Genomic DNA, 20323 nt, shown 5'->3' with positions numbered 1-20323 from the left:
TATCCTTTGCTTCATACAACGCAGCATTCCGCTCCATTTCCCATTTCTCGCTGGTAACAACTCATGCATCGTCGTCACCTTCTTTCCGCTCTTGTCGCCGCCAGCATCCTTCCTGGAATATCCTGGGCCCAAGGCCGGCCCATCCGCATGGTCGTGCCCTTCCCTCCAGGTGGCGCCACCGACATCACCGCGCGCGTGCTGTCCGAGCCGCTGGCGCAGATCCTCCAGCAGCCCGTGGTGGTCGACAACCGCGCCGGCGCGGGCGGCTCGATCGGCATGGCCGAGGTGGCACGCTCCGCACCGGACGGCCTGACCTTCGGCGTGGCCACGCTGTCCACCCACGGCGTGAACCCGGCCGTCTACCAGAAGCTGCCCTATGACCCGATCAAGGGTTTCGTGGCAGTGACGGAGCTGGTGAAGGCACCTGGGGTGATCGTCATCAACCCGAAGGAACTGCCGGTGGCCAACTTCGCCGAGCTGGTGAAGTACCTCAAGGCCAACCCGGGCAAGGTGTCTTACGCATCGCCCGGCAACGGCACCATCGGTCACATGTGGGGCGAGCTGTTCAAGAGCAGCACCGGAACCTCGATGGTGCACATCCCCTACCGTGGTGCAGGTCCGGCCGTGAACGACGTGCTGGCCGGCCAGGTGTCGGTGTACTTCGACCAGGTGGCATCGTCGCTGCCGTACGTGAAATCGGGCAAGCTGCGCGCGCTGGCCGTGTCGTGGCCCAGCCGCCTGGACGTGCTGCCGGACGTGCCGACCTATGCCGAACTCGGCTACCCGGCGAACAACGACCCGTCGTGGTTCGGCCTGGTCGCACCGGCCGGCACGCCCGCGCCGATCGTGCTGCGCATGCAGCAGGCGGTGGCCACCGCGCTGAAGGACCCCTCGGTGCGCGAGCGCCTGGCCCTGCAGGGACTCTACGGCTCGGGCAACACGCCGGCCGAGTTCGAGAAGCAGCTGGTCAGCGAGATCGAGAAAATGAAGAAGGTGGCTGCCTTCGCCCGCATCCGCCTGGACTGATATGCATGAGAAAGCGCCGATGCATCCCGTCCTGAAGCTGATCCAGACGCGTCCTCGCCACGCAGATGACGGGCTCGCCGCCGACGGCGAGCAGCGCCGCGTCACGTCCCTGCCGGGCACCACGCCACTGGTGCTCGATTCGCCGCACAGCGGCACGTTCTATCCGGCCGACTTTCGGCCGGTCTGCGACCTGCTCACGCTGCGACGCGCCGAGGACACGCACGTCGAAAAACTCTACGCCTTCGCGCCGGAGCTGGGCGTGGCCTGGGTGGAAGCGCATTTTCCGCGCAGCTACCTCGACGCCAACCGCGACACCACAGAGCTCGACACCACCCTGCTCGACGGCCCGTGGCACGGGCCGCTGGCGACCGACCCTCGGGTGCTGGCCAAGGTGCGCCTGGGCAAGGGCCTGATCTGGAAGCTCACCGACGAAGGCCTGCCGATCTACGACAGGCTGCTGGGCGTGGACGAGGTCGCCGCGCGGATCGCGCACTGCTGGGTGCCGTACCACGCGGCCGTGGCCGAGGCGATCGACGCAGCGCACGCGCGGCATGGCTACAGCATCCACATCAACTGCCATTCGATGCCGGCCATCGCCGGCAGCCATGCGACCGACTTTCCCGGACTGGCGCATGCGGATTTCGTGATCGGCGACCGCGACGGCACCACTGCCAGCCCGGCGCTGTCGCAGGCGCTCTGCGCGCACTTGCGCAGCCGAGGCTACAGCGTGGACTACAACCATCCGTACAAGGGTGTGGAACTGGTCCGCCGCCACGGCCATCCGGCGGCGAACCGCCACAGCATCCAGGTGGAGATCAACCGGCGCCTCTATATGGACGAGGCCACGCTCGCGCTCGACGAGGTCGGCGCCTTTGAACTGCAGGAGAGCCTGCGTTCGATGGTCGACCTGCTGCTGGCGACCGACCCGCGCTGAATCGCCCGGTGCACCGCCTGCGCACTCAAGTGCGCAGCAGCGCCTGGCGCAGCATGCGCGCTGCACGGTCGCGGATCTTGCCCGGCGTGCTGCGATGAGGCCGCGCCGGCTGCACGCGCGCGGCGGTGCAGGCGCCCAGGAAGTCGTGGAGGATGGCCGTGTCGTCCACCGTGCTGATCGTGCTGCCGGCGCGATGGAATTCGGGATGCCACTGCGTGGCCGCGATGTAGCTGCGCGGACCGCGCCCGTCGCTGCGCTGCACCCGGCGAATGGCCTCAGGCACACGGTCGGGATAGCTCCAGGCTTCGACCTCGAAGCCCGGCGCCAGGTCCTTGATGCCCTGGTGATGGATGCTGTTGACCCGCGCGTGCTGCACACCCGGGTACATCTGCGACAGCTTCGTGCCCTCGACCATCACGATGTCGTGGAAGTTCTGGTCGTAGCTGACCGGGTCGCGGTGTTGCAGCGCGTTCGGATGCTGCGTCGCGATGTCCTGGAACAGCGTGCCGCCGAAGGCCACGTTGATCAGCTGCAGACCGCGGCAGACACCGAAGATCGGCTTGCCGGCCTGCTCGAAGGCTTCCACCAGCGCCAGGTCGTAGAGATCGCGGATGCGGTCGCCGATCCACGCCTCGCGCAGCGGCTCTTCCCCATAGCTGCCGGGCCAGACGTCGACCCCGCCGTGCATCACCACGCCATCGAGCCATTCGGCGTAGTGCGAGAGGTTGGTGTCGCCGCGTGCCGTCTCGCCCGTCGGGCAAGGCACCATGACCACCATGGCGCCGGCCGACATGAGCCAGTGCGCGATCGATTGCTCGACGTACTGCAGCGTCTTGTTGGTGAACAGAGACCGGGCGGGGTCGGCGTGCTGGAAGCAGGCGGACAATCCAATCTTGAGGCGGCCGGCAACGGTGTGGGGCATGGCTTCTGGCGCAGTACGAAAAGAGAAATTCATTGTGCTACCGGCGGCCGAGGTCCGGGGGTCGGACGGCATGCCAAGTATGCTTTCCACAACGCCGCAAGACACCACCGAGAGGACAACACGATGAAGACCATCCAGGGGCCGGCCATCTTCCTGGCCCAGTTCGTCGGAGACAGCGCTCCATTCCATTCGCTCGACGCGATCGCCGGCTGGGCGGCGGGGCTGGGCTACAAAGGCGTCCAGATCCCCAGCTGGGACGCACGCCTGATCGACCTCCAGCTAGCCGCCGAAAGCGCCACCTACTGCGAGGAGATCCAGGGCACGCTCGCCCGGCACGGCCTGGAGATCACCGAGCTGTCGACCCACCTGCAGGGCCAGCTGGTGGCCGTGCACCCGGCCTACGACGCTGGTTTCGACGGCTTTGCGGCACCCGAAGTGCGCGGCAATCCGGTGGCGCGCCAGCAGTGGGCGGTCGAGCAACTCAAGCTCGCCGCCAGGGCGTCCGCACGGCTGGGCCTCAAGGCGCACGCCACCTTTTCCGGCGCGCTGGCCTGGCCGTACCTGTATTCGTGGCCGCCGCGTCCGCCGGGCCTGATCGAGGAAGCCTTCGACGAGCTGGCGCGCCGCTGGCTGCCGATCCTCAACGCCTTCGACGACGCGGGCGTGGACGTGGCCTACGAGGTCCATCCGGGCGAAGACCTGCACGACGGCGTGAGCTACGAGATGTTCCTCGACCGCGTGGGCCAGCATCCGCGCGCCTGCCTGCTCTACGACCCCAGCCATTTCCTGCTGCAGCAGCTCGACTACCTGGCCTACATCGACCACTTCCACGAGCGCATCAAGGTCTTCCACGTGAAGGACGCCGAGTTCAACCCGACCGGTAAGCAGGGCGTGTACGGCGGCTTCCAGCCGTGGATCCACCGTGCGGGCCGCTTCCGTTCGCTCGGCGACGGCCAGGTCGACTTCAAGGCCATCTTCTCCAAGATGGCGCAATACGACTTTCCCGGCTGGGCCGTGCTCGAGTGGGAGTGCTGCATCAAGCACCCCGAGGACGGCGCCCGCGAAGGCGCGAAGTTCATCGCCGACCACATCATCCACGTCGCCGACCGCGCCTTCGACGACTTCGCCGCAGGCAGCATCGACGCCGCCGCCAACCGAAAAATGCTGGGTATTGGCTAACAGGCAAAGCCCGCAGGGCAAGCCAAAACCCCAGAAACACCGCGGAACCGGCTCCGCCGGGCCGCCGGTGTTGCCCCCGATGGGGGTAGGAGCAGCGACACGAAGTGCGCAATCCTGGGGGAAAGCCTATAATCCAGGGTTCGTTTCGATATCACGACGAAGAATTTCGTCATATCGCCGGCTGGCCTGTGCATCTGCGGATCACCGGGCCACCTACTTTTCAAGCCAGCTCTCACAGTGTGTTGGAGCGCCAGACCGGGCGCCCATGAATGCCACCACTGCCTTCGTTCTTGTTGAAGCGAATAGCGCGTCTGCCGCGCCATTCAGGCCGGCTTACGCCAGTTTCATCAATAATTTTCATGGCGACCTGCCCACAGAGCGGGCGCCTCAAGGCTTTCAATGGACATCATTCAACACAGCATCGCAGTCGGCAAGTACCTGGTCTCGCCCCTTATCAAGAACCTGGACAACGGGCGCTTCGCAGCGTCCGTGTCGATCCGTTCGGGCCGCGGCAACGGCATGCACGACCGCGTGATGCGTTTCACCCCGTGCTTCGGCAGCCACGCCGCCGCCTCGCACTATGCGGTCAACGAAGGCCTGGGCTGGGTGCGCGAACGCACTGCGCCGAGCCTGCCGTCGACCCCCTGCGCAGCCTGAACGGGCGCACCGTTTTCTCATCCAATCACACGACAACCATTCAGAGGTAATTCATGGCCAAGGAAGAACTGATCGAAATGAACGGGGCGGTGACCGAAGTCCTGCCCGACTCGCGCTATCGCGTCACGCTGGACAACGGTCATCAGCTGATCGCCTACAGCGGCGGCAAGATGCGCAAGCACCACATCCGCATCCTGGCGGGTGACAAGGTGTCGCTGGAGCTTTCCCCCTACGACCTGACCAAGGGCCGCATCACGTTCCGCCATCTGGAACGCCGCGGACCGCCGCCGGTCTCGCCGAACAACTCGCAGCGCCGCTGATTGCCCACGTGACAGATTCCGCCCTCGGTTTCGGCACGCTGCCGCTCGCGCCGCAGACGCTCGCCAACCTCACGCAGCTCGGCTACACGCAGATGACGCCCATCCAGGCGGCCAGTCTGCCGGTGGCGCTGCTCGGCAAGGATCTGATCGCGCAGGCCAAGACCGGCAGCGGCAAGACCGCCGCCTTTACGCTGGCCCTGCTGGCCAATCTCAATGCGCGTCGTTTTGCGGTGCAGGCCATGGTGCTGTGCCCGACGCGCGAACTCGCCGACCAGGTCACCACCGAAATCCGCCGCCTGGCGCGCGCGGAAGAGAACGTGAAGGTCGTCACGCTGTGCGGCGGCGTCGCGCTGCGCGGGCAAACCGCCAGCCTCGAACATGGCGCCCACATCGTGGTGGGCACGCCCGGCCGCATCATGGACCACCTGGAGCGCGGCAACCTCGAACTCTCGGCGCTCAACACGCTGGTGCTCGACGAAGCCGACCGCATGCTGGACATGGGCTTCTTCGAGGACATCGTCACCGTGGCGCGCCAGTGCCCGGTCACGCGCCAGACCTTGCTGTTCTCGGCCACGTACCCCGAAGGCATCGCCAAGCTGAGCGCCCAGTTCATGAAGGCGCCGCAGCAGATCACGGTGCAGGCGCAGCACGAAGAGGGCAAGATCGTCCAGCACTGGTACCAGGTGACGAACAACGAGCGGCTGCACGTCGTCTCGCGCCTGCTCGACCACTTCCGCCCCCAGAGCACGCTGGCCTTCTGCAACACCAAGCAGCAATGCCGCGACCTGGTGGCGGTGCTGCAGGCGCAGGGCCTGAGCGCCATGGCGCTGTTCGGCGAGCTGGAACAACGCGAACGCGACCAGGTCCTGGTGCAGTTCGCCAACCGCAGCTGCTCCGTGCTGGTGGCCACCGACGTGGCCGCGCGCGGCCTGGACATCGCGCAGTTGGCGGCGGTGATCAACGTCGACGTGACGCCGGATTCGGAAGTGCACATCCACCGCATCGGCCGCACCGGCCGCGGCGACGCCGAAGGCATCGTGCTCAATCTCGCCAGCATGGACGAGATGGGCAGCGTCGGCAAGATCGAGCAGTTGCAGGGGCGTGAGTCGCAATGGCAGCCGCTGGACACACTCACCCCTGGCAGCGGCGAGCCGCTGCGCCCGCCCATGTCGACATTGCAGATCGTCGGCGGTCGCAAGGAAAAGATCCGCGCCGGCGATGTGCTCGGCGCGTTGACCGGCGAAGCCGGTTTCACCAAAGAGCAGGTCGGCAAGATCAATGTGAACGAATTCTCGACCTATGTGGCGGTTGACCGCCGCATCGCGCGGGAAGCCGCTCACAAGCTCTCCACCGGCCGCGTCAAGGGCAAGACCGTGAAGGTCCGGCTGCTCGACGATGTGGCCTAATCCACGTTTCGTACCTTTCACTTTTATCGAGCTTTTCATGCCCAAGAAAATTCGCACCGAGGCAGACCGCATTGCCACCCCCGCACCCGTGCCTGTCGCTGGCTACAACATTCCCCGCGCCGGTGGCGGCCAGAAGGTCAGCCTGGAACGCGGCACCGCGACCCGCAGCAAGAAGAACCCCGGCAAGCGCGCCAAGAAGGGCGGCTGAAGCACCGGGCGCCTGGCGCCTTGCTTGAAGAGAATCGAAAAAGCGCCCTGCGGGGCGCTTTTTTCATGGCGTTGACGACCCATCTCCGGTGCCTCACCTACACACAGGACCCGTCGGCACACGCACGATCGACGCCATGATCACCATCTACCACCTCAACAGCTCGCGTTCCGAACGCATCATCTGGCTGATGGAGGAGCTGGCACTGCCCTATGCGCTGCACACACTGCATCGTGGGCCCGATGCGCTGGCGCCACCGGAGCTCAAGGACATCCATCCGCTGGGCCGCGCGCCGGTCATCCGCGACGGCGACACGGTGCTGGCGGAGTCGGGGGCGATCGTCGAATACATCATCGCGCGCCACGGGGAGGGACGGCTGGCAGTGACGCCCTTCGAACCGGAGTTCGCGCGCTACCTGTACTGGCTGCATTACGCCGAAGGCAGCCTCATGCTGCAGCTTCTGCGCGAATCCACGCTGGAGCGACTGCTGCCCGAGCCCGACCACACTCCGGGCATGGCCCGCATCCGCGCGGCCACCTGGCAGCACCTGCAGTTCATCGACAACGCGCTGCAGACCTCGGCGTATTTCGCGGGGGACCGCTTCACCGCGGCCGACCTCATGATGGCGTTTCCCTTTACCACCCTGCGCCAGTTCCTGCCGCACCCGCCGGACCTGTCAGCCTACCCCGCGCTGGCGGCCTATCTGCAGCGCATCGAAACCCGTCCGGCTTACGAACGTGCCATGGCCGTGGCCGGGCCGCCCTGGAAGACCTGAGCGTACGCAGGGGGCGGCGAGGCAGTCGATGCGCGCGACGCCAGGGTGCCGTGGCGGCGTCCTACAGCACGGCCGCATCGGCATGCCTAGGATGTGCGCGCGGCACGAAGCGTGCGTCGCCGTCATGTGCGCGACATGCACGCCCTGTCGAATCCTCTTCATCCCACTGGAAGCCTGAATTGAAACTCAAAGCCAACTGCACCATGACCGTCAAGGCGGCCGAAGACTGCCCCACGATCGCCATGCTGCGGCCGCGCAGCGGCCAGGCCCAATGGATGATCAGCGAGCGCTACGAACTCTCGCCCTGGGTGCGCACCACCGAATACGTCGACAGCTACGGCAACCTGTGCCAGCGCCTGAAGATCCCCCAAGGCGAAATGCGCATCGAAGTCGAGATGGTCATGGAAACCGAGGAATACATCCGCGTGACACCGGGCGCGCCGCCCACGCCCGTGGAAAACCTGCCCGACGACACGCTGCTCTACTTGCTGCAAAGCCGCTACTGCCCCTCCGACAAGATGGAAGCGCGGGCGCGTGAGATCGTGGGCAACGCGGCCCCCGGCTACGACCAGGTCGAGGCCATCCGCCAGTGGATCCACAACAACCTCGAATACCGCTACGGCGTGAGCGACGGCACCACCGACGCCCTCGACACGCTCGGCCATGGTGCCGGCGTGTGCCGCGACTTCTCGCACGTCGGCGTGAGCTTCACGCGCGCGCTCAAGATCCCGGCGCGGGTGGTGGTCGGCTACCTCTACCAGCTCGACCCGATGGACATGCATGCCTGGTTCGAGGCCTTCATCGATGGCCGCTGGTACACCTTCGACGCCACGCAGGCCCAGCCGAGGGGCGGGCGCATCGTGGTCGCCTATGGACGTGATGCGGCCGACGTGGCCTTCGTCTCGAACTACGGCCCCCTGGAGATGGGAAACATGCAGGTGACCGTCGAGCAGTTGTTCTGACTCACGCCTGGCGCTTGGGGCCCGTCCCAGCGCGGCGGCTGGCGCTGACGTTGCGGCGGGCCGATCGGCGTTGTCGCTTGTGCCATTGCGCGACCACCGAGCTCGCCACCGTGGCGATACCCAGCAGCAGCACCTGGCGGGTGAGCACCGCGGTGGCACGATGCAGCCGCACGTCAACCTCCCGCCGTGCCGCCACGGTGCGTGCCAGCCCTGCGTCGGTCGCCTCGTCCCTGCGGGCAACGTCGACCGTGGGGGCGGTCACCGCGTCGGTGCCGGCTTCGGCCACGGCTGCCATGGCCTGCGTGCTCGCGACGGCCTTGGCGCCCGCCACCGAACCGTGGGCATGGGCATAGACCTTGGTGAACTCGGCGCCCAGCAGGAAGATTTGCGCGGCGTAGTACACCCAGGCCAGCAGCACCACCAGCGAGCCCGCGGCCGCAAAGGATTCGTTCACGCCGCTCTTGCCGAGGTAGAGGCCGATGGCCGTCTTGCCGATCTCGAACAGCACGGCCGTCACCGCCGCCCCCACGACCACGTCGCGCCAGGCGATGCGCACGGTCGGCATGTACTTGAAGATCATCGCGAACAGCAGGCCGGTGATGCCCATCGACACCAGCGTGTTGACGGCCATCAGCATGACTTCCCAACCCGGCAGCAGTCCACCGGCCCAGCCGCCGAAGGCGGCCACGCCCGCACTCACGAGCAGCGAGACCATCAGCAGGAAGGCCAGGCCCAGGATGAGCCCGAAGGACAGCACGCGCGCCCGCAGGATGGCCCATATGCCGGTCGGCTTGTCCGCCTCGGGCACATGCCAGATGCGGTCGAGCGCGCTCTGCAATTCTGCGAACACGGTGGTTGCGCCGACCACCAGCACGCCGATGCTGATGATGCTCGCAACCAGCCCTTTCGACGGCTCGTCCGCACTCTTGATCAGCCCCTGCACGGCCACCGCCGCATCGCGCCCGATCAGCCCCTGCAGCTGCGCCACGATCTCGCCCTGCACCGCCTCGCGCCCGAAGATCGCGCCGGCCACGGCAATGACGATGACCAGCAGGGGCGCCAGCGAGAAGATGGTGTAGTACGAAATCGATGCCCCCATGCTGGGGGCGAAATCGTCGATCCAGGCCGTGACTGCCTTGCGGCAGAGGTCGAGCAGTTGACGGAGCTTCATGGGGACGGCGCAGATCGGTAACGTGGAGGGCGGTAACGGGAAGAAAGGCGAACTCCCAATTTCCCGCGCCCTGCGCCCGCGCCCTATCCGTCAACGCAGCATGTTCAAGTAGGCGAAACACTGCCCTCGCCGGGCCCGGCGTCGCTCCAGCGCGCCTGGATCGCCGTGAATTCATCGAGGTTGCGCTCCAGCAGGTCGACCAGCTCGGGGTCGAAATGGCTGCCGCTCTGGCTGCGGATCCATGCCATCGCCTGCGCCACCGGCCAGGCCGGCTTGTAGGGCCGCGCGCTGGTGAGCGCGTCGAACACGTCGGCCAGCGCCACAATGCGCCCGACATGCGGAATGTCGGCCCCGGCCAGGCCGTTCGGGTAACCGCTGCCATCCCATTTTTCGTGGTGGGTGAGCGCGATGGCGCGCGCCATGCGGAACAGGGTCGAGGGATGGTCGCCCAGAATCTCGGCGCCGATGCGCGGGTGCGTCTGCATGACATCGCGCTCGGTGTCGGTCAGCGCACCGGGCTTCTTCAGGATCGCGTCGGGGATGCCGATCTTGCCGATGTCGTGCATCGGCGCGGCATGGAACAGGTCGTCGGCCTGCTGCAGGCCGTAACCCGCCATCAGCGCGAGCGCCTGGGCGTAGTGGCTCATGCGGATCACATGCCCGCCGGTCTCGTTGTCCTTGTACTCGGCCGCCACGCCCAGGCAACGGATAGCCTGCAGCCGCGTCTGCTTGAGCTCCTCGATGCGCACGAGGGACAGATGGGTGCGCACGCGCGCCTTCAGGATGCCCGCGCTGATCGGCTTGGTCAGGTAGTCGACCGCCCCCAGTTCCAGGCCGAGCGTTTCGTCGGTTTCGTGCGACAGCGCGGTCACGAAGATCACCGGCACGTGGCGCGTGCGTTCGTCGGCCTTGAGCTCGCGACAGACTTCGTAGCCGGTCATGCCCGGCATCATGACGTCGAGCAGAACCAGGTCCGGCGGTGCGGCGGTCGCCAGGGCAAGCGCGCTGCGGCCGTCCTTGGCAAAGACCAGGCGGAAGTCGGCATGCAGCACCTGCCGGATCACCTGCAGGTTGAGCGGTTCGTCGTCGATCACCAGGAGGGTGGGGCGATGGAGGGGGTTCGCGAGGGGGTTCGTTTCACTGTGCATTCAGGTGTGCTCCGTCGTCTCCCGTGCCGGCTGGCCGTCGGGCAGCAGACGCGCCGCCAGGGCCGCCAGCAGCGCCTGCGCCGCCTGGAAATCGAAAAGATCGAGCGCACGGCCCAGGGCGGCTGCAGCCGGCGCCTCGCCGTGCGCGCGGAGCGCGTGTTCGAAGGCCCGCAGGCTCGCGTCGTCGCTGCCGAGCTCGCTGTGCTGAACATCCCGCAACAGGCGCGCTGCCCACGCCTGCGTGGCCGTGCGTGTCAAAGGCGCGCGGTCGGCGGACGCGGCACCACCGACGGCCCCTCCGGCGTCGGGGATAGGCGGCCGACGCTGCTGCAGCGCCTGGGCCACCTCGCGCAGCGTGGCGGCCAGCGCAGGCAGCCGCGCCTTGGCATCGGTCCGGTCGCCGGCGATCAGTGCCATCTCGACCTGCGCGGCCACGGCCTGCACGCGATCGCAACCCACGTTGCCGCTGACGCCGCGCAGCCGGTGCGCGTACTGGCGGGCGCCTTCCAGGTCGTCGGCGTGCAGCAGGTGCGCCAACACGGGCAGCGCGTCGGCATAGCCGTCGGCGAAGGTGTGCAGGCTGCGCAGGAGCTGCGGCTCCGACGCCCACACACGCAGCCCGCGCACCCAGTCGATCACGGCCGCATCGGCCGTCGGGCTCGCATGCACCGGCCCGATCGCGGTGCGGCCGGTCACGCGCGCCAGTTCGTCGAGCAGCTGGTCCAGATCGACCGGCTTGGGCGCGAAGCCGTCCATGCCGGCAGCCTGTGCCGACCGTCGGTCCTCGGGCAGCACGCTGGCGGTCAGCGCGACGATGGGAATGCGCCGGGCGCCCGCCTCGGCCTCGCGCGTCCGCACGCGCCGCGCCGCCTCCAGCCCATCGACCTCGGGCATGTGCAGGTCCATCAGCACCACGTCGAAGGGCTGCGTGGCCAGCGCCGCCCATGCCTCGACCGCGCTCGCGGCGGTGCGCACACGATGTCCGGCGTTGCCCAGTGCGATGCGCAGCAGCTCGCGGTTCTCGGGCACGTCGTCCACGGCCAGGACGTCCAGTGGCGGCGGAACGCAGCGGGGCTCGGTGGCCGCCGTCCGCCCGGGCACGGCCGCCTGCAGCGGCAGCCAGACATGGAAGGTGCTGCCCTCGCCTGCCCGGCTTTCGACCTCGATGCGCCCGCCCATCAGTTCGACCAGTTGGCGCGCGATGGTGGTGCCCAGGCCGGTGCCGCCGAAGCGGCGGCTGGTGGACGCATCGGCCTGCGCGAAAGGGTCGAAGATCGCGCTCAGGCGTTCGGGCGCGATGCCGATGCCGGTGTCGCGAAAGGCCAGGTGCAGCGTGTCGCCGTGGTGCGCCGCCTCCAGCCGTACGCTGCCCGCGGCGGTGAACTTGATGGCATTGCCCAGCAGGTTCAGGACGACCTGCCGCAGCCGATGCGCATCGCCATGCACCCAGGCGGGCAGCGCGTCGTCCCAGACCAGGGAAAAATCCAGCCGCTTGTGCTCGGCGTCCAGGCGCAGCGAATCGACCGCCTGTTCGATCGTCTCGCGCAGCGCGAAGTCCACCTGCTCGAGTTCGAGCGCCCCCTTCTCCAGCTTGGCCGTGTCGAGCACGCCGTTGAGCAGCGCCAGCAGCGCGCGCGCGGACTGCCGCACCGTCTGCAGGTGGCGCCGCTGCACGGCGTCGAGCGCGCCGTCGAGCAATACGTCGGTGAAGCCGATGATCGCGTTCATGGGCGTGCGGATCTCGTGGCTCATGTTGGCCAGGAACTGGCTGCGCGCCGCCGCCGCCTGCTCGGCGCGCTCCTTGGCATCGCGCAGCGCACGCTCCATCTGCCGGCGCGCGTTGAGGTCGGTGGCCAGCAGCACGACCTTGAAGGGCGTGCCGTCGGCGTCGAAGATCGGGTTGTACGAGCCCTGCACCCAGAACTCGGCGCCGGTGCGGGTGCGGCGCCGGTATTCCCCCGTTTCGTACTCGCCACGGCGCAGGCGCTGCCACAGCGCGTTGAAGGCGGTATCGCGCGCCAGCGAAGGCTCGACCAGGTCGTTGTGGTGCAGGCCGTGCAGGTCAGCCACGCTGCAGCCGAGCCAGCCGCACATGCGCGCGTTGGCCCAGAGGATGGCGCCGTCGAGGTCGAACTCGATCACGCCCATCACGCGGTGCACCGCGTCCACCGTGCCCTCGAACCCGGCGTTGCGCCGCCGCGTCTCGGTGATGTCGAACAGGACGCCATCGATCCAGGCTCCCTCACCTTCGTGCTGCATCACGCTGCCGCTCTGCCAGACCCAGCGCTCGCCGCCATCGCGGTGCAGCACCCGGAATTCGGTGACGAAGCTGCGCATCGTGGTGGCCGCCGTGCGCATTTCTTCGGCCACGCGCTCACGGTCCGCCGGATGCAACAGTTCGCCCAGGCTCCTGCGGCCGCTGGCGAAGTCTTCGGCCGGCCAGCCGCTGAGTTCGACGATGCCGTCGCTCATGAACAACGTCGTCAGGCGCGCATCCACCCGGTTGCGAAAGGACACGCCCGGAATGTTGCCGACCATCGTGCGGTACTGCTGTTCGCTGGCCCGCAGTGCATGCTCGATGGCCTTGCGCCGCCCGAGGTCGGACACCGAGATCACATAGCAAGGCTGCGCCGGGTCGAATGCGCCCAGCCGGCCCACCGCCAGGCGCAGCGAACGCAGCGTGCCGTCGGCGCACAGCACGGTCGATTCGAAGTCGTCGGGCCGCGCGTCCGCGGGCACCGGCGCCGTGTGCAGCCAGGTCTCGAAGCCCGCATCGCCCGGTGCCAGCAGCGCGCAGGCATCGCGGCCCACGGCCTGTGCGTCGGTGCAGCCGAGCACGTCCGCCGCGGCCGGGTTGATACGCAGGATGCGACCTTCGCCATCGGTCATGACCAGGCCGTCGGGGGCGTTCGCCAGAAAGGCACGCTGCACGCCCAACGCCTCGCGGGCCTGCAGCGCCTGACGGCGGTAGACAGCCATGGCAAAGACGGCGGCCAGCCCGAGCGCCCACAGCGGCGCGGCGCCTACGACCACCAGCAACCAGACATCGGCCCCCGCAGAGTAGGGGTGTGGCTGTGGCGCGCCCAGGCCGACCGTGTGGCGCTGCACGCCCCAACCCGCCGCACCCGCCAGCAAGGCGCCCGCGACGCCGACCAGCGCTGCACCACAGCCCGATCGCCAGAGGCCCGGCTGCGCGCGCTGCTCGACCTCGCGCGATACGCGCAGGCACACGCCCAGCAGCGCCATGGCGCACAGCGTCACCAGCAGGCCGAAGAGCGCGCGATCCATCGGGCGCAGCGCGCCGATCACGGTGGCGACGACACCCGCCAGCGCCAGACTGCCCGCGCCGGCCACCCGCCACACCAGCGCCCACGGTCGACGCCGCAGGGCCACCGCGAGCGCGCAGGCCAGCGCCACAGGCCAGGGCGACCAGGCAACCCAGGCGGTCGGACGCTCCCACGCCAGCGCCGCCGTGCCCCATTGCAAAGCCGCCCAGAGGCCCGTCGCCCAGACCAGCGCCGCGGCGACGCCACCACCGGCGCGCCACCCCCGCTCCACGGCATCGGCACCGGTCTGCGCCACCTGCCAGCCGACCAGCGCACAGACGCTGGTCACGCCCCAGGCCACGGCCAGTCCTCCCGCGGACCCTAGGCTCGCGTTCACGAAGAGAAGTTCTGCGAATGCCATGGCCGGTGGACCGCAACATGCATGCCGACGTCGGCGGCCACCATCACCGCGCCCGGATCAAGCGCCAAGTGATTGATTGCAAAGGAGATTCCGACCGGCCCCAGCCAGCGGAACGCCGCGCGTGGCGTCTGCGATGCCACGTCGTTACGTAACGCATGCAGACGCCACGCCGTAGCACCACAGGGCGCACAGGAACGCGCGACTGCCTACCATCGAGTCCTCACGCCCCTGATCGCACCCCCATGTCCGACGACTACCAGATCGATATCCCTGCCTCCTTCTTCGCGCTCTACACCGATGCCCGCCAGCAGCGCCTGCGCGAACCCATCGGCACCGTGCGTGCGCGCTACGAGGTCTGCGAGGACCTGGCCACCCACCTGATCGAGCAGGCACGGATCCTGGCGCATGTCGAAGTGCCGTCGGAAGACGAGGTGCTGCAGCGCATCCACGCCGGCCTGCGCTCGCCGGACGCCGGCGTGTCGACGGCCGAGGCGCGTTGGATCGTGCTGCGCCTGGCTGAACTGCTCGGGTGGCAGACGCCGATGCTTGAATGAGTTGACGGGCGGAAGGAAGGTTCGGCGCGCTGGGTCCAGCGCATGACATGTCGGGTCGATGCGCCGCGTGCCGCGGCGGGCATGCCCCTTGCACGATGACGCGCATGACCCGCCCCACCGCCATCCCCACCGTCCAGATCGACAACGACCGCGTCAAGGTCACCGAATGGCGCTTCCCGCCCGGCGCGGAAACCGGCTACCACCGCCACGGCATGGACTACGTCGTGGTGCCCATGACCACCGGCACGCTGCTGCTGGAAACGCCGAACGGCGAGGTTCGCAGCCCCCTGACCGCCGGCGTGTCGTACACGCGGCTCACGGGCGTCGAGCACAACGTGATCAACGCCAACGACCACGAGTTCGTCTTCGTGGAGATCGAACTGAAGTAGGGCCTCAGGCCACCTTCACTTCGACCCGGCGCGGCTGCGCATGCTGCGCCTTCGGGATGCGCAGCCGCAGCACGCCCTGCGCGAACTCGGCCGACACCTGCTCGGTGTCGAGCTCCTTGCTCAGCGTGAAGACGCGGCGGAAGCGCGCCAGGCCAACTTCGGTATGGCTCGACTGCAGGCCTTCGGGCGACGGGAGCGCCGACTCGGCCTCGATGGTCAGCGTGTCGGCCTCGACGTTCAGTTGCAGCTTCTCGCGCGACACGCCCGGCAGGTCGGCGTAGAGCGTGATGCCGCCGCTGTCTTCGATGACGTCGACCGGCGGCGTGAGCGCGGCGTCGCTGTAGCGCGACCGTGCCTGGGCTTGCTGCGTTGCGGTCGGCGTGTTCGACGCGCCGCGGGTGGTGGCAGGTGTCTGATGGGTGTTCACGATGCACTCCTTTCTTGCGGTGTCGATGTTGAAAATCACTGGACGGCGATGCGCCGCGGCTGGGCCGATGCGCGCCGCTGGATGCTGATGTGCAGCACGCCGTCGCGGTACTTGGCGTCGACCGCGTCCGGGTCGGCATCGTCGGGCAGCGTGAGCACGCGGCGGAAGCTGCCTTCGAAGCGCTCGTTGATGTGCACGGCGGCCTTGTCTTCGGGCTTCGGCAGGTCGGCCTTGCGCTCACCGGCGATGGTCAGCAGGCCGCGTTCGAGGTTGACCTCCAGCCTGGTCGGATCGACGCCGGGCGCGAAGGCGAAGACCTCAATGGACTGCGGCGTGCCCCCGACGTTGATGGCCGGGAAGCCGTTGCGGCCGATGCCGCGGATGGTGGGCGACAGATCGAAGGCCTGCTGCATGTCGCGTTGCAGGCGATCGAGTTCGGCGAACATGTCGCGCGGAAAAAGCGATCGGTACATGGCGATAACCTCCATTGATGCGTTGAATCGAAGGAGGCGCCGGAGGCGTGTCCAGCGCTTCCGAGGGCGTACATAGGGCACGCCCTCGTCGACTTCAAGAGCGGAGATTTCGCTTTTTTCAGGCGCGGTTCATCCCACTCAAGCGGGCTGAACCATGAAACGCGAAGCTTTGGTTGGTTGGGATTAACCGGGGTCTCTTGGACGGCGCGTCCTCGGGGCGGCGCGCTTGCCTGCTCCGAACCCCACGCTCAACAGGCTAGGAAGCTTTCAAGGCGCTCTCACTAGGCGGCATTGCCCACCCGCCGCCTTTCGTAGGACAAAAAATAGGAACCAGCGAAAATGCCGGATCCTTTTTGTCGCGCCAGACCCATTCCTCACCTGTCAAATAAAAACACTAGTCCCCCGCGCTTAGGGAGAATATTTCATGCAGTTTTTCGATGGAGCCAAAAACCTTGGTTTCCACTCCTTGCGATTTGCTTGGATCGCCAACGACAACGACCCGAGTCCACTTAAACTCGCCAATGTATTTTGGCGCCCAAGGATGAATGACTCACAGCCTAAAAATAAAACAAATAAGAACCGAAACGAAGGCAACCACCCTAACGGCCGGGCTCAAAATTTTGCAAAACCAATCTCCAAAATCGTTCAATTTTACCCTTTACATAAAACCCACACCAGCATCCTTAATTGCCAAAAAAATACTTATTATTCTAATTTCTCAAAAGGATAGCCGTTGCTATACATAATCCATCCATTGCCTTGGTCGCACGCGATTTCTTTGTACATGAAGATTTTTACAACTCGCTCTTGGCCCAGGGCGCAGATATCACCTTTTTTAACAGTGAATTTAATTTGATCTGCTTCATTTGCGTCGCTAAAAACAGGCATATCCTCAAGTGCCCTCCACCTCCCAGCAGGCTTCTGACACCCGAAGGCAAATAACGCGCAAAAAATAATAAAGACGGATTTTCTCATCGCTTTCAAATTCAAATATTAGCAGCAATCGCCATCTCATTGACAGTGCAATCAAAAATTTGTACGCGCAAGCCTGGAGTAAAAACTACTCCAAAGGCTCCTTCGGCATCGATAATTATTTTATAAAGTACTCGTTTCTTTTTACAACCCGCTTTGATCTCAGGATGAAAATCAACAATTCTTTCGGCGCGACACCAGCACTCGAAGAAGGGGCAAAGAAAAATCGAGGGTCGTGAGCAAGTATGCCGATACTTTCCAAAACATCGGCAACATTCGTAGAACAACTGTTCAACAGAACATTGTAGTCACCTCCTATTTTCAGTCGGCGCTCAAGTTCGTCTTTCATTTTCTCTTTTTCAGCAACAGAAACTCTCAGCACCACACCAATTGAATCACGATATGAATTCGCATTGAGATAGATTGATTTAGCTCTTTTGTCATAGCCGTTATGAGACATTCCGTAGACAGTGCCATCGATATCTATGGCGACATGCCCCCATTGAGAACCTTGACTGACAACCCTCCCGTCGCTGACAATTACCTCCACCGTAGTTGAATCAGTCGTGATCGTCTTGATCGAGTCGTCGCTATGCTGCGTCGTTTTGGTCCTGGCAACCAACCGCAGAATCTCGCCATTGTCGTCTGTTATCGTTTGACTCGCCATACTAGCCCGCAATGTAAAAAATAATGGAACTCTCTTCCTCGCCTGTGAGGAAAATGTGCGTATGCCCTGCCTCGTCAGTTGTACCGTACTCGATTGAGTTATCCAGCTTTTTCGCTGCATAATAGGTGTACGGCATCGGCTGACCGCTCTCGTCTCGCAAGATATAGCGATCGTCAAATCCTCTTCCATTGGAAAAGTGCAAGACTTCAAGCAGCAAGCGTGAAGGCGCGCTCTCAGCGATGAGCGCCGCGCCACAAGTGGTCAAGTGGCCCTCGGTAGCAAGAGGGAGCGCTGCATCGGTATCGGTGCAGTTGCCCAAGCCTTCAGCGATTTCAAAGAAATGAGGGGCGCATTTCGGGCAATACACTCGATCCTTTTTTCTAGCGACGGGTATTCCATGCCACGAGCTCGTGGCACTGCCGGAAATAACCACGCCTCCATGGCTGGTTCTATCTCCCAGAACGACTTGCGATTTCCCGTAAAGATTGGCTCGTGTTGCCATTTTATCTCCCTGAGCTGCTCAACGAACACGAGTGACATGCACTCGAACCACGCCTAAAAGCGGCAAAGAAAGTATTGCTTACCCGAACCAAGCCAAGCAACTGAATTGACTTCGATCATTGGAATTAATCTGCCTCAATGACCAATTTTTCACGATATCGCGATGAATGGCTTTGTATGAACTCCCGTCGAACAAACGTCGTTGCCGCTCGGCCACGAGCGGCAACGACAGCGCTCCGAATCAGGCGACAGGATCGACCGGCGCCGGCGGCGTCCCGTGCGCCTCGATGGCCTCGCCGGCCGCCAGCAGCAGGTCTTCGCGAAAGCGCCCCGCCACCAACTGCACGCCGACCGGGCGCGTGCCGACCATGCCGGTGGAGACGACCAGCGACGGCAGCCCGGTGAGCGGCAGGCCGATCATCGGCGACTGCGCGGCCCACACCCGCGCGTAGGCTTCCGGCCCCTGCAGATCGAGGTCCGACGCGAAGGGCAGTTCGGCGCTCGCCGGCATCAGCAGCACCGGGTAGCGCGTGGTGAATTCTTGCCAGGCACGCGCCAGGGTGGCACGTCGGATCAGCGCCTTCGACAGGTCTGGCGCGCCTGCCGTGCCGACGAGGCCCGCCTGGCCCGCGAGCGCCGCGATGGCGCCGGCATCGCCTTCCTGCTGTGCGGCGGTGACCATCGCGTCGTAGCCGTCGCCCATCCAGAGCACGATCTGCGTGGTGCAGGCGTCCTGCAGCGGCGGCAGGTCGTCGAGTTCTTCCACCTGCCAGCCGGCGTCGCGCAGGCGCTCGGCGGCATCGACCAGGGCGGCGGCCACTGCCGGCGATGTGTCCAGCCCGTCGGGCCGCACGCACAGACCGACGACACGCGGTGCATCGGGGCCGGTGAGTGGCGCCGGCACCCACCACGGGTCGCGGTCGTCGACACCGGACATCGCGGCCAAGCCCAGGCGGATGTCACCGATGGTGCGCGCGATCGGACCCGACACGGCGGTGATCTGCCCGCCGATGTTGCGCTCCGGCCCCGACGCATTGAAGGCGGCCACGCGGCCCAGCGAGGGTCGCAGGCCGTGCACGCCGCAGGCGTAGGCCGGGTAGCGGATCGAGCCGGCGATGTCGGTGCCGTGGGCGATGTGACCGATGCCTGCCGCGATGGCCGAAGCCGCGCCGCCGGACGAGCCACCCGGCGTGAGCGACGCATCGCGCGGGTTGATCGTGCGGCCGTGCAGCCGGTTGTCGGTGAACCAGCGGTAGCTGAAGGCCGGCGTGTTGGTGCGGCCGACGATCACCGCGCCAGCCTTCAAGAAGTTGTCGACCACCGGGCTGTTCGTCGCCGCGATGCGGTCCTTCTGCAGCGTCACGCCGTTGGTGGTCGCGAAGCCGGCCTGGTCGATGTTCACCTTGACGGTGATCGGCACGCCGGCCAGCGGGCCGCAGTCCTCGCCGCGGGCCAGTGCGGCATCGATCGCATCGGCACGCTGCAGCACCTCGTCAGGCCGCCAGTCGACCACGGCGTTGAGCTGCGGGTTGACGGCGTCGAGGCGGGCCAGTGCCGCTTGCGCGGCCTCGACGGCGGAGAAGGTGCGTTGCGCGATGTGGTGCGCAACGTCGGATGCGGAAAGGCGCCAGATGTTGTCGGTCATGGTCGGCTGTTTACAACGAGGCGAGCACCGTGTCCAGCGTCTCGACCGGCAGGTCGGCGTTGGCGTCGGAGAAGACCAGCGGCGGGGGGGGATCGTGCCGAATGACACGAGCTGTTCTGCTTCACTCGCAAAAATCCTAGACACCGCGATAAAGTCAAAGGTGTAGGCATATCGGCCAGTGGCTGCTTTCGGCGGCCAGAAGCGGACATAGAAACACGAGGACGACAATGCAAGTTCGAGCATCTATTTGCGCGGTTACGGATAACGCTTGCGAGGTCGAACTGGCTGAGGCGTGGCTAC

The 20323-nt window shown here is 65.9% G+C and carries 21 protein-coding genes; 11 read left to right on the top strand and 10 right to left on the bottom strand.

The window, feature by feature from the left end; genetic code table 11:
- The first annotated feature begins 63 nt into the window (after positions 1-63).
- Positions 64-1026 (top strand): tripartite tricarboxylate transporter substrate binding protein BugE, encoded by a 963-nt coding sequence (locus tag J2W36_RS12235; RefSeq protein ID WP_307690011.1) that lies wholly within the window; start codon positions 64-66, stop codon positions 1024-1026.
- Positions 1027-1045: 19 nt separating this feature from the next.
- The gene (locus J2W36_RS12230) at positions 1046-1960 is read left to right on the top strand and encodes an N-formylglutamate amidohydrolase (RefSeq protein WP_307690010.1); all 915 of its coding nucleotides are present in this window, start codon (positions 1046-1048) and stop codon (positions 1958-1960) included.
- Between the two features lie 25 nt (positions 1961-1985).
- Here J2W36_RS12230 and J2W36_RS12225 read toward each other — a convergent pair whose 3' ends face one another.
- On the bottom strand, positions 1986-2882 hold the full coding sequence (locus J2W36_RS12225) for a gamma-glutamyl-gamma-aminobutyrate hydrolase family protein (RefSeq protein ID WP_307690009.1): 897 nt from the start codon (positions 2880-2882) through the stop codon (positions 1986-1988).
- Between the two features lie 123 nt (positions 2883-3005).
- On the opposite strand from J2W36_RS12225, the gene J2W36_RS12220 reads away from it, so the two are divergent.
- From J2W36_RS12220 to J2W36_RS12190, 7 genes are all read left to right on the top strand, one after another.
- Positions 3006-4061, top strand: coding sequence for a sugar phosphate isomerase/epimerase family protein (locus J2W36_RS12220; RefSeq protein ID WP_307690008.1), 1056 nt, complete (start codon positions 3006-3008; stop codon positions 4059-4061).
- A 399-nt stretch (positions 4062-4460) separates the two neighbouring features.
- Entirely contained in the window at positions 4461-4718 is a 258-nt protein-coding gene (locus J2W36_RS12215) for a hypothetical protein (protein ID WP_307690007.1), read from the top strand.
- Positions 4719-4771: 53 nt separating this feature from the next.
- Entirely contained in the window at positions 4772-5038 is a 267-nt protein-coding gene (gene infA / locus J2W36_RS12210) for a translation initiation factor IF-1 (protein ID WP_307690006.1), read from the top strand.
- Entirely contained in the window at positions 5038-6444 is a 1407-nt protein-coding gene (dbpA, locus tag J2W36_RS12205) for an ATP-dependent RNA helicase DbpA (RefSeq protein WP_370869317.1), read from the top strand. Before infA ends, dbpA begins: the two co-directional genes overlap by 1 nt.
- A 37-nt stretch (positions 6445-6481) precedes the next feature.
- Complete coding sequence (locus J2W36_RS12200) at positions 6482-6652, top strand: hypothetical protein (RefSeq protein WP_307690004.1); 171 nt, start codon at positions 6482-6484, stop codon at positions 6650-6652.
- A 136-nt stretch (positions 6653-6788) separates the two neighbouring features.
- The gene (locus J2W36_RS12195) at positions 6789-7427 is read left to right on the top strand and encodes a glutathione S-transferase family protein (protein ID WP_307690003.1); all 639 of its coding nucleotides are present in this window, start codon (positions 6789-6791) and stop codon (positions 7425-7427) included.
- 179 nt (positions 7428-7606) lie between these two features.
- A complete protein-coding gene (locus J2W36_RS12190; RefSeq protein ID WP_307690002.1) occupies positions 7607-8389 on the top strand; it encodes a transglutaminase-like domain-containing protein in 783 nt (260 codons plus the stop codon).
- A 1-nt stretch (position 8390) separates the two neighbouring features.
- On the opposite strand, the gene J2W36_RS12185 is transcribed toward J2W36_RS12190, so the two are convergent.
- From J2W36_RS12185 to J2W36_RS12175, 3 genes are all read right to left on the bottom strand, one after another.
- On the bottom strand, positions 8391-9560 hold the full coding sequence (locus tag J2W36_RS12185) for a YihY/virulence factor BrkB family protein (protein WP_307690001.1): 1170 nt from the start codon (positions 9558-9560) through the stop codon (positions 8391-8393).
- A 104-nt stretch (positions 9561-9664) separates the two neighbouring features.
- Positions 9665-10708 (bottom strand): HD-GYP domain-containing protein, encoded by a 1044-nt coding sequence (locus J2W36_RS12180; RefSeq protein ID WP_307690000.1) that lies wholly within the window; start codon positions 10706-10708, stop codon positions 9665-9667.
- Positions 10709-14395 (bottom strand): PAS domain S-box protein, encoded by a 3687-nt coding sequence (locus J2W36_RS12175; protein ID WP_307689999.1) that lies wholly within the window; start codon positions 14393-14395, stop codon positions 10709-10711.
- Positions 14396-14637: 242 nt separating this feature from the next.
- On the opposite strand from J2W36_RS12175, the gene J2W36_RS12170 reads away from it, so the two are divergent.
- Together J2W36_RS12170 and J2W36_RS12165 are read left to right on the top strand one after the other, a co-directional pair.
- A complete protein-coding gene (locus J2W36_RS12170; protein ID WP_307689998.1) occupies positions 14638-14949 on the top strand; it encodes a hypothetical protein in 312 nt (103 codons plus the stop codon).
- Positions 14950-15053: 104 nt separating this feature from the next.
- Positions 15054-15338 (top strand): cupin domain-containing protein, encoded by a 285-nt coding sequence (locus tag J2W36_RS12165; RefSeq protein ID WP_307689997.1) that lies wholly within the window; start codon positions 15054-15056, stop codon positions 15336-15338.
- Between the two features lie 4 nt (positions 15339-15342).
- On the opposite strand, the gene J2W36_RS12160 is transcribed toward J2W36_RS12165, so the two are convergent.
- The 6 genes from J2W36_RS12160 to J2W36_RS12135 all read right to left on the bottom strand — a co-directional run bounded on the left by J2W36_RS12160 (position 15343) and on the right by J2W36_RS12135 (position 20023).
- The gene (locus J2W36_RS12160) at positions 15343-15765 is read right to left on the bottom strand and encodes an Hsp20/alpha crystallin family protein (protein WP_307689996.1); all 423 of its coding nucleotides are present in this window, start codon (positions 15763-15765) and stop codon (positions 15343-15345) included.
- Positions 15766-15800: 35 nt separating this feature from the next.
- A complete protein-coding gene (locus J2W36_RS12155; protein WP_307689995.1) occupies positions 15801-16238 on the bottom strand; it encodes an Hsp20/alpha crystallin family protein in 438 nt (145 codons plus the stop codon).
- Between the two features lie 705 nt (positions 16239-16943).
- Entirely contained in the window at positions 16944-17213 is a 270-nt protein-coding gene (locus J2W36_RS12150; protein WP_307689994.1) for a hypothetical protein, read from the bottom strand.
- Positions 17214-17328: 115 nt separating this feature from the next.
- Positions 17329-17877 (bottom strand): hypothetical protein, encoded by a 549-nt coding sequence (locus J2W36_RS12145; RefSeq protein ID WP_307689993.1) that lies wholly within the window; start codon positions 17875-17877, stop codon positions 17329-17331.
- A 1-nt stretch (position 17878) separates the two neighbouring features.
- Positions 17879-18379, bottom strand: coding sequence for a PAAR domain-containing protein (locus J2W36_RS12140; RefSeq protein WP_307689992.1), 501 nt, complete (start codon positions 18377-18379; stop codon positions 17879-17881).
- 240 nt (positions 18380-18619) lie between these two features.
- Positions 18620-20023, bottom strand: a complete 1404-nt coding sequence (locus J2W36_RS12135; RefSeq protein ID WP_307689991.1) for an amidase family protein — start codon at positions 20021-20023, stop codon at positions 18620-18622.
- Positions 20024-20323: the final 300 nt, after the last annotated feature.

The sequence above is a fragment of the Variovorax ginsengisoli genome, assembly GCF_030811835.1.
Lineage (GTDB): Bacteria > Pseudomonadota > Gammaproteobacteria > Burkholderiales > Burkholderiaceae_C > Variovorax > Variovorax ginsengisoli_C.
This window is presented reverse-complemented; position numbering and strand designations above follow the sequence as displayed.

Excerpts from the sequence above, each read along its gene's own strand:
- J2W36_RS12235 (WP_307690011.1), top strand. The coding sequence starts at position 64 with ATGCATCGTCGTCACCTTCTTTCCGCTCTTGTCGCCGCCAGCATCCTT.
- J2W36_RS12230 (WP_307690010.1), top strand. The coding sequence starts at position 1,046 with ATGCATCCCGTCCTGAAGCTGATCCAGACGCGTCCTCGCCACGCAGAT.
- J2W36_RS12225 (WP_307690009.1), bottom strand. The coding sequence starts at position 2,882 with ATGCCCCACACCGTTGCCGGCCGCCTCAAGATTGGATTGTCCGCCTGC.
- J2W36_RS12220 (WP_307690008.1), top strand. The coding sequence starts at position 3,006 with ATGAAGACCATCCAGGGGCCGGCCATCTTCCTGGCCCAGTTCGTCGGA.
- J2W36_RS12215 (WP_307690007.1), top strand. The coding sequence starts at position 4,461 with ATGGACATCATTCAACACAGCATCGCAGTCGGCAAGTACCTGGTCTCG.
- infA (WP_307690006.1), top strand. The coding sequence starts at position 4,772 with ATGGCCAAGGAAGAACTGATCGAAATGAACGGGGCGGTGACCGAAGTC.
- J2W36_RS12200 (WP_307690004.1), top strand. The coding sequence starts at position 6,482 with ATGCCCAAGAAAATTCGCACCGAGGCAGACCGCATTGCCACCCCCGCA.
- J2W36_RS12195 (WP_307690003.1), top strand. The coding sequence starts at position 6,789 with ATGATCACCATCTACCACCTCAACAGCTCGCGTTCCGAACGCATCATC.
- J2W36_RS12185 (WP_307690001.1), bottom strand. The coding sequence starts at position 9,560 with ATGAAGCTCCGTCAACTGCTCGACCTCTGCCGCAAGGCAGTCACGGCC.
- J2W36_RS12180 (WP_307690000.1), bottom strand. The coding sequence starts at position 10,708 with ATGCACAGTGAAACGAACCCCCTCGCGAACCCCCTCCATCGCCCCACC.
- J2W36_RS12175 (WP_307689999.1), bottom strand. The coding sequence starts at position 14,395 with ATGGCATTCGCAGAACTTCTCTTCGTGAACGCGAGCCTAGGGTCCGCG.
- J2W36_RS12170 (WP_307689998.1), top strand. The coding sequence starts at position 14,638 with ATGTCCGACGACTACCAGATCGATATCCCTGCCTCCTTCTTCGCGCTC.
- J2W36_RS12165 (WP_307689997.1), top strand. The coding sequence starts at position 15,054 with ATGACCCGCCCCACCGCCATCCCCACCGTCCAGATCGACAACGACCGC.
- J2W36_RS12155 (WP_307689995.1), bottom strand. The coding sequence starts at position 16,238 with ATGTACCGATCGCTTTTTCCGCGCGACATGTTCGCCGAACTCGATCGC.
- J2W36_RS12150 (WP_307689994.1), bottom strand. The coding sequence starts at position 17,213 with ATGAGAAAATCCGTCTTTATTATTTTTTGCGCGTTATTTGCCTTCGGG.
- J2W36_RS12145 (WP_307689993.1), bottom strand. The coding sequence starts at position 17,877 with ATGGCGAGTCAAACGATAACAGACGACAATGGCGAGATTCTGCGGTTG.
- J2W36_RS12140 (WP_307689992.1), bottom strand. The coding sequence starts at position 18,379 with ATGGCAACACGAGCCAATCTTTACGGGAAATCGCAAGTCGTTCTGGGA.
- J2W36_RS12135 (WP_307689991.1), bottom strand. The coding sequence starts at position 20,023 with ATGACCGACAACATCTGGCGCCTTTCCGCATCCGACGTTGCGCACCAC.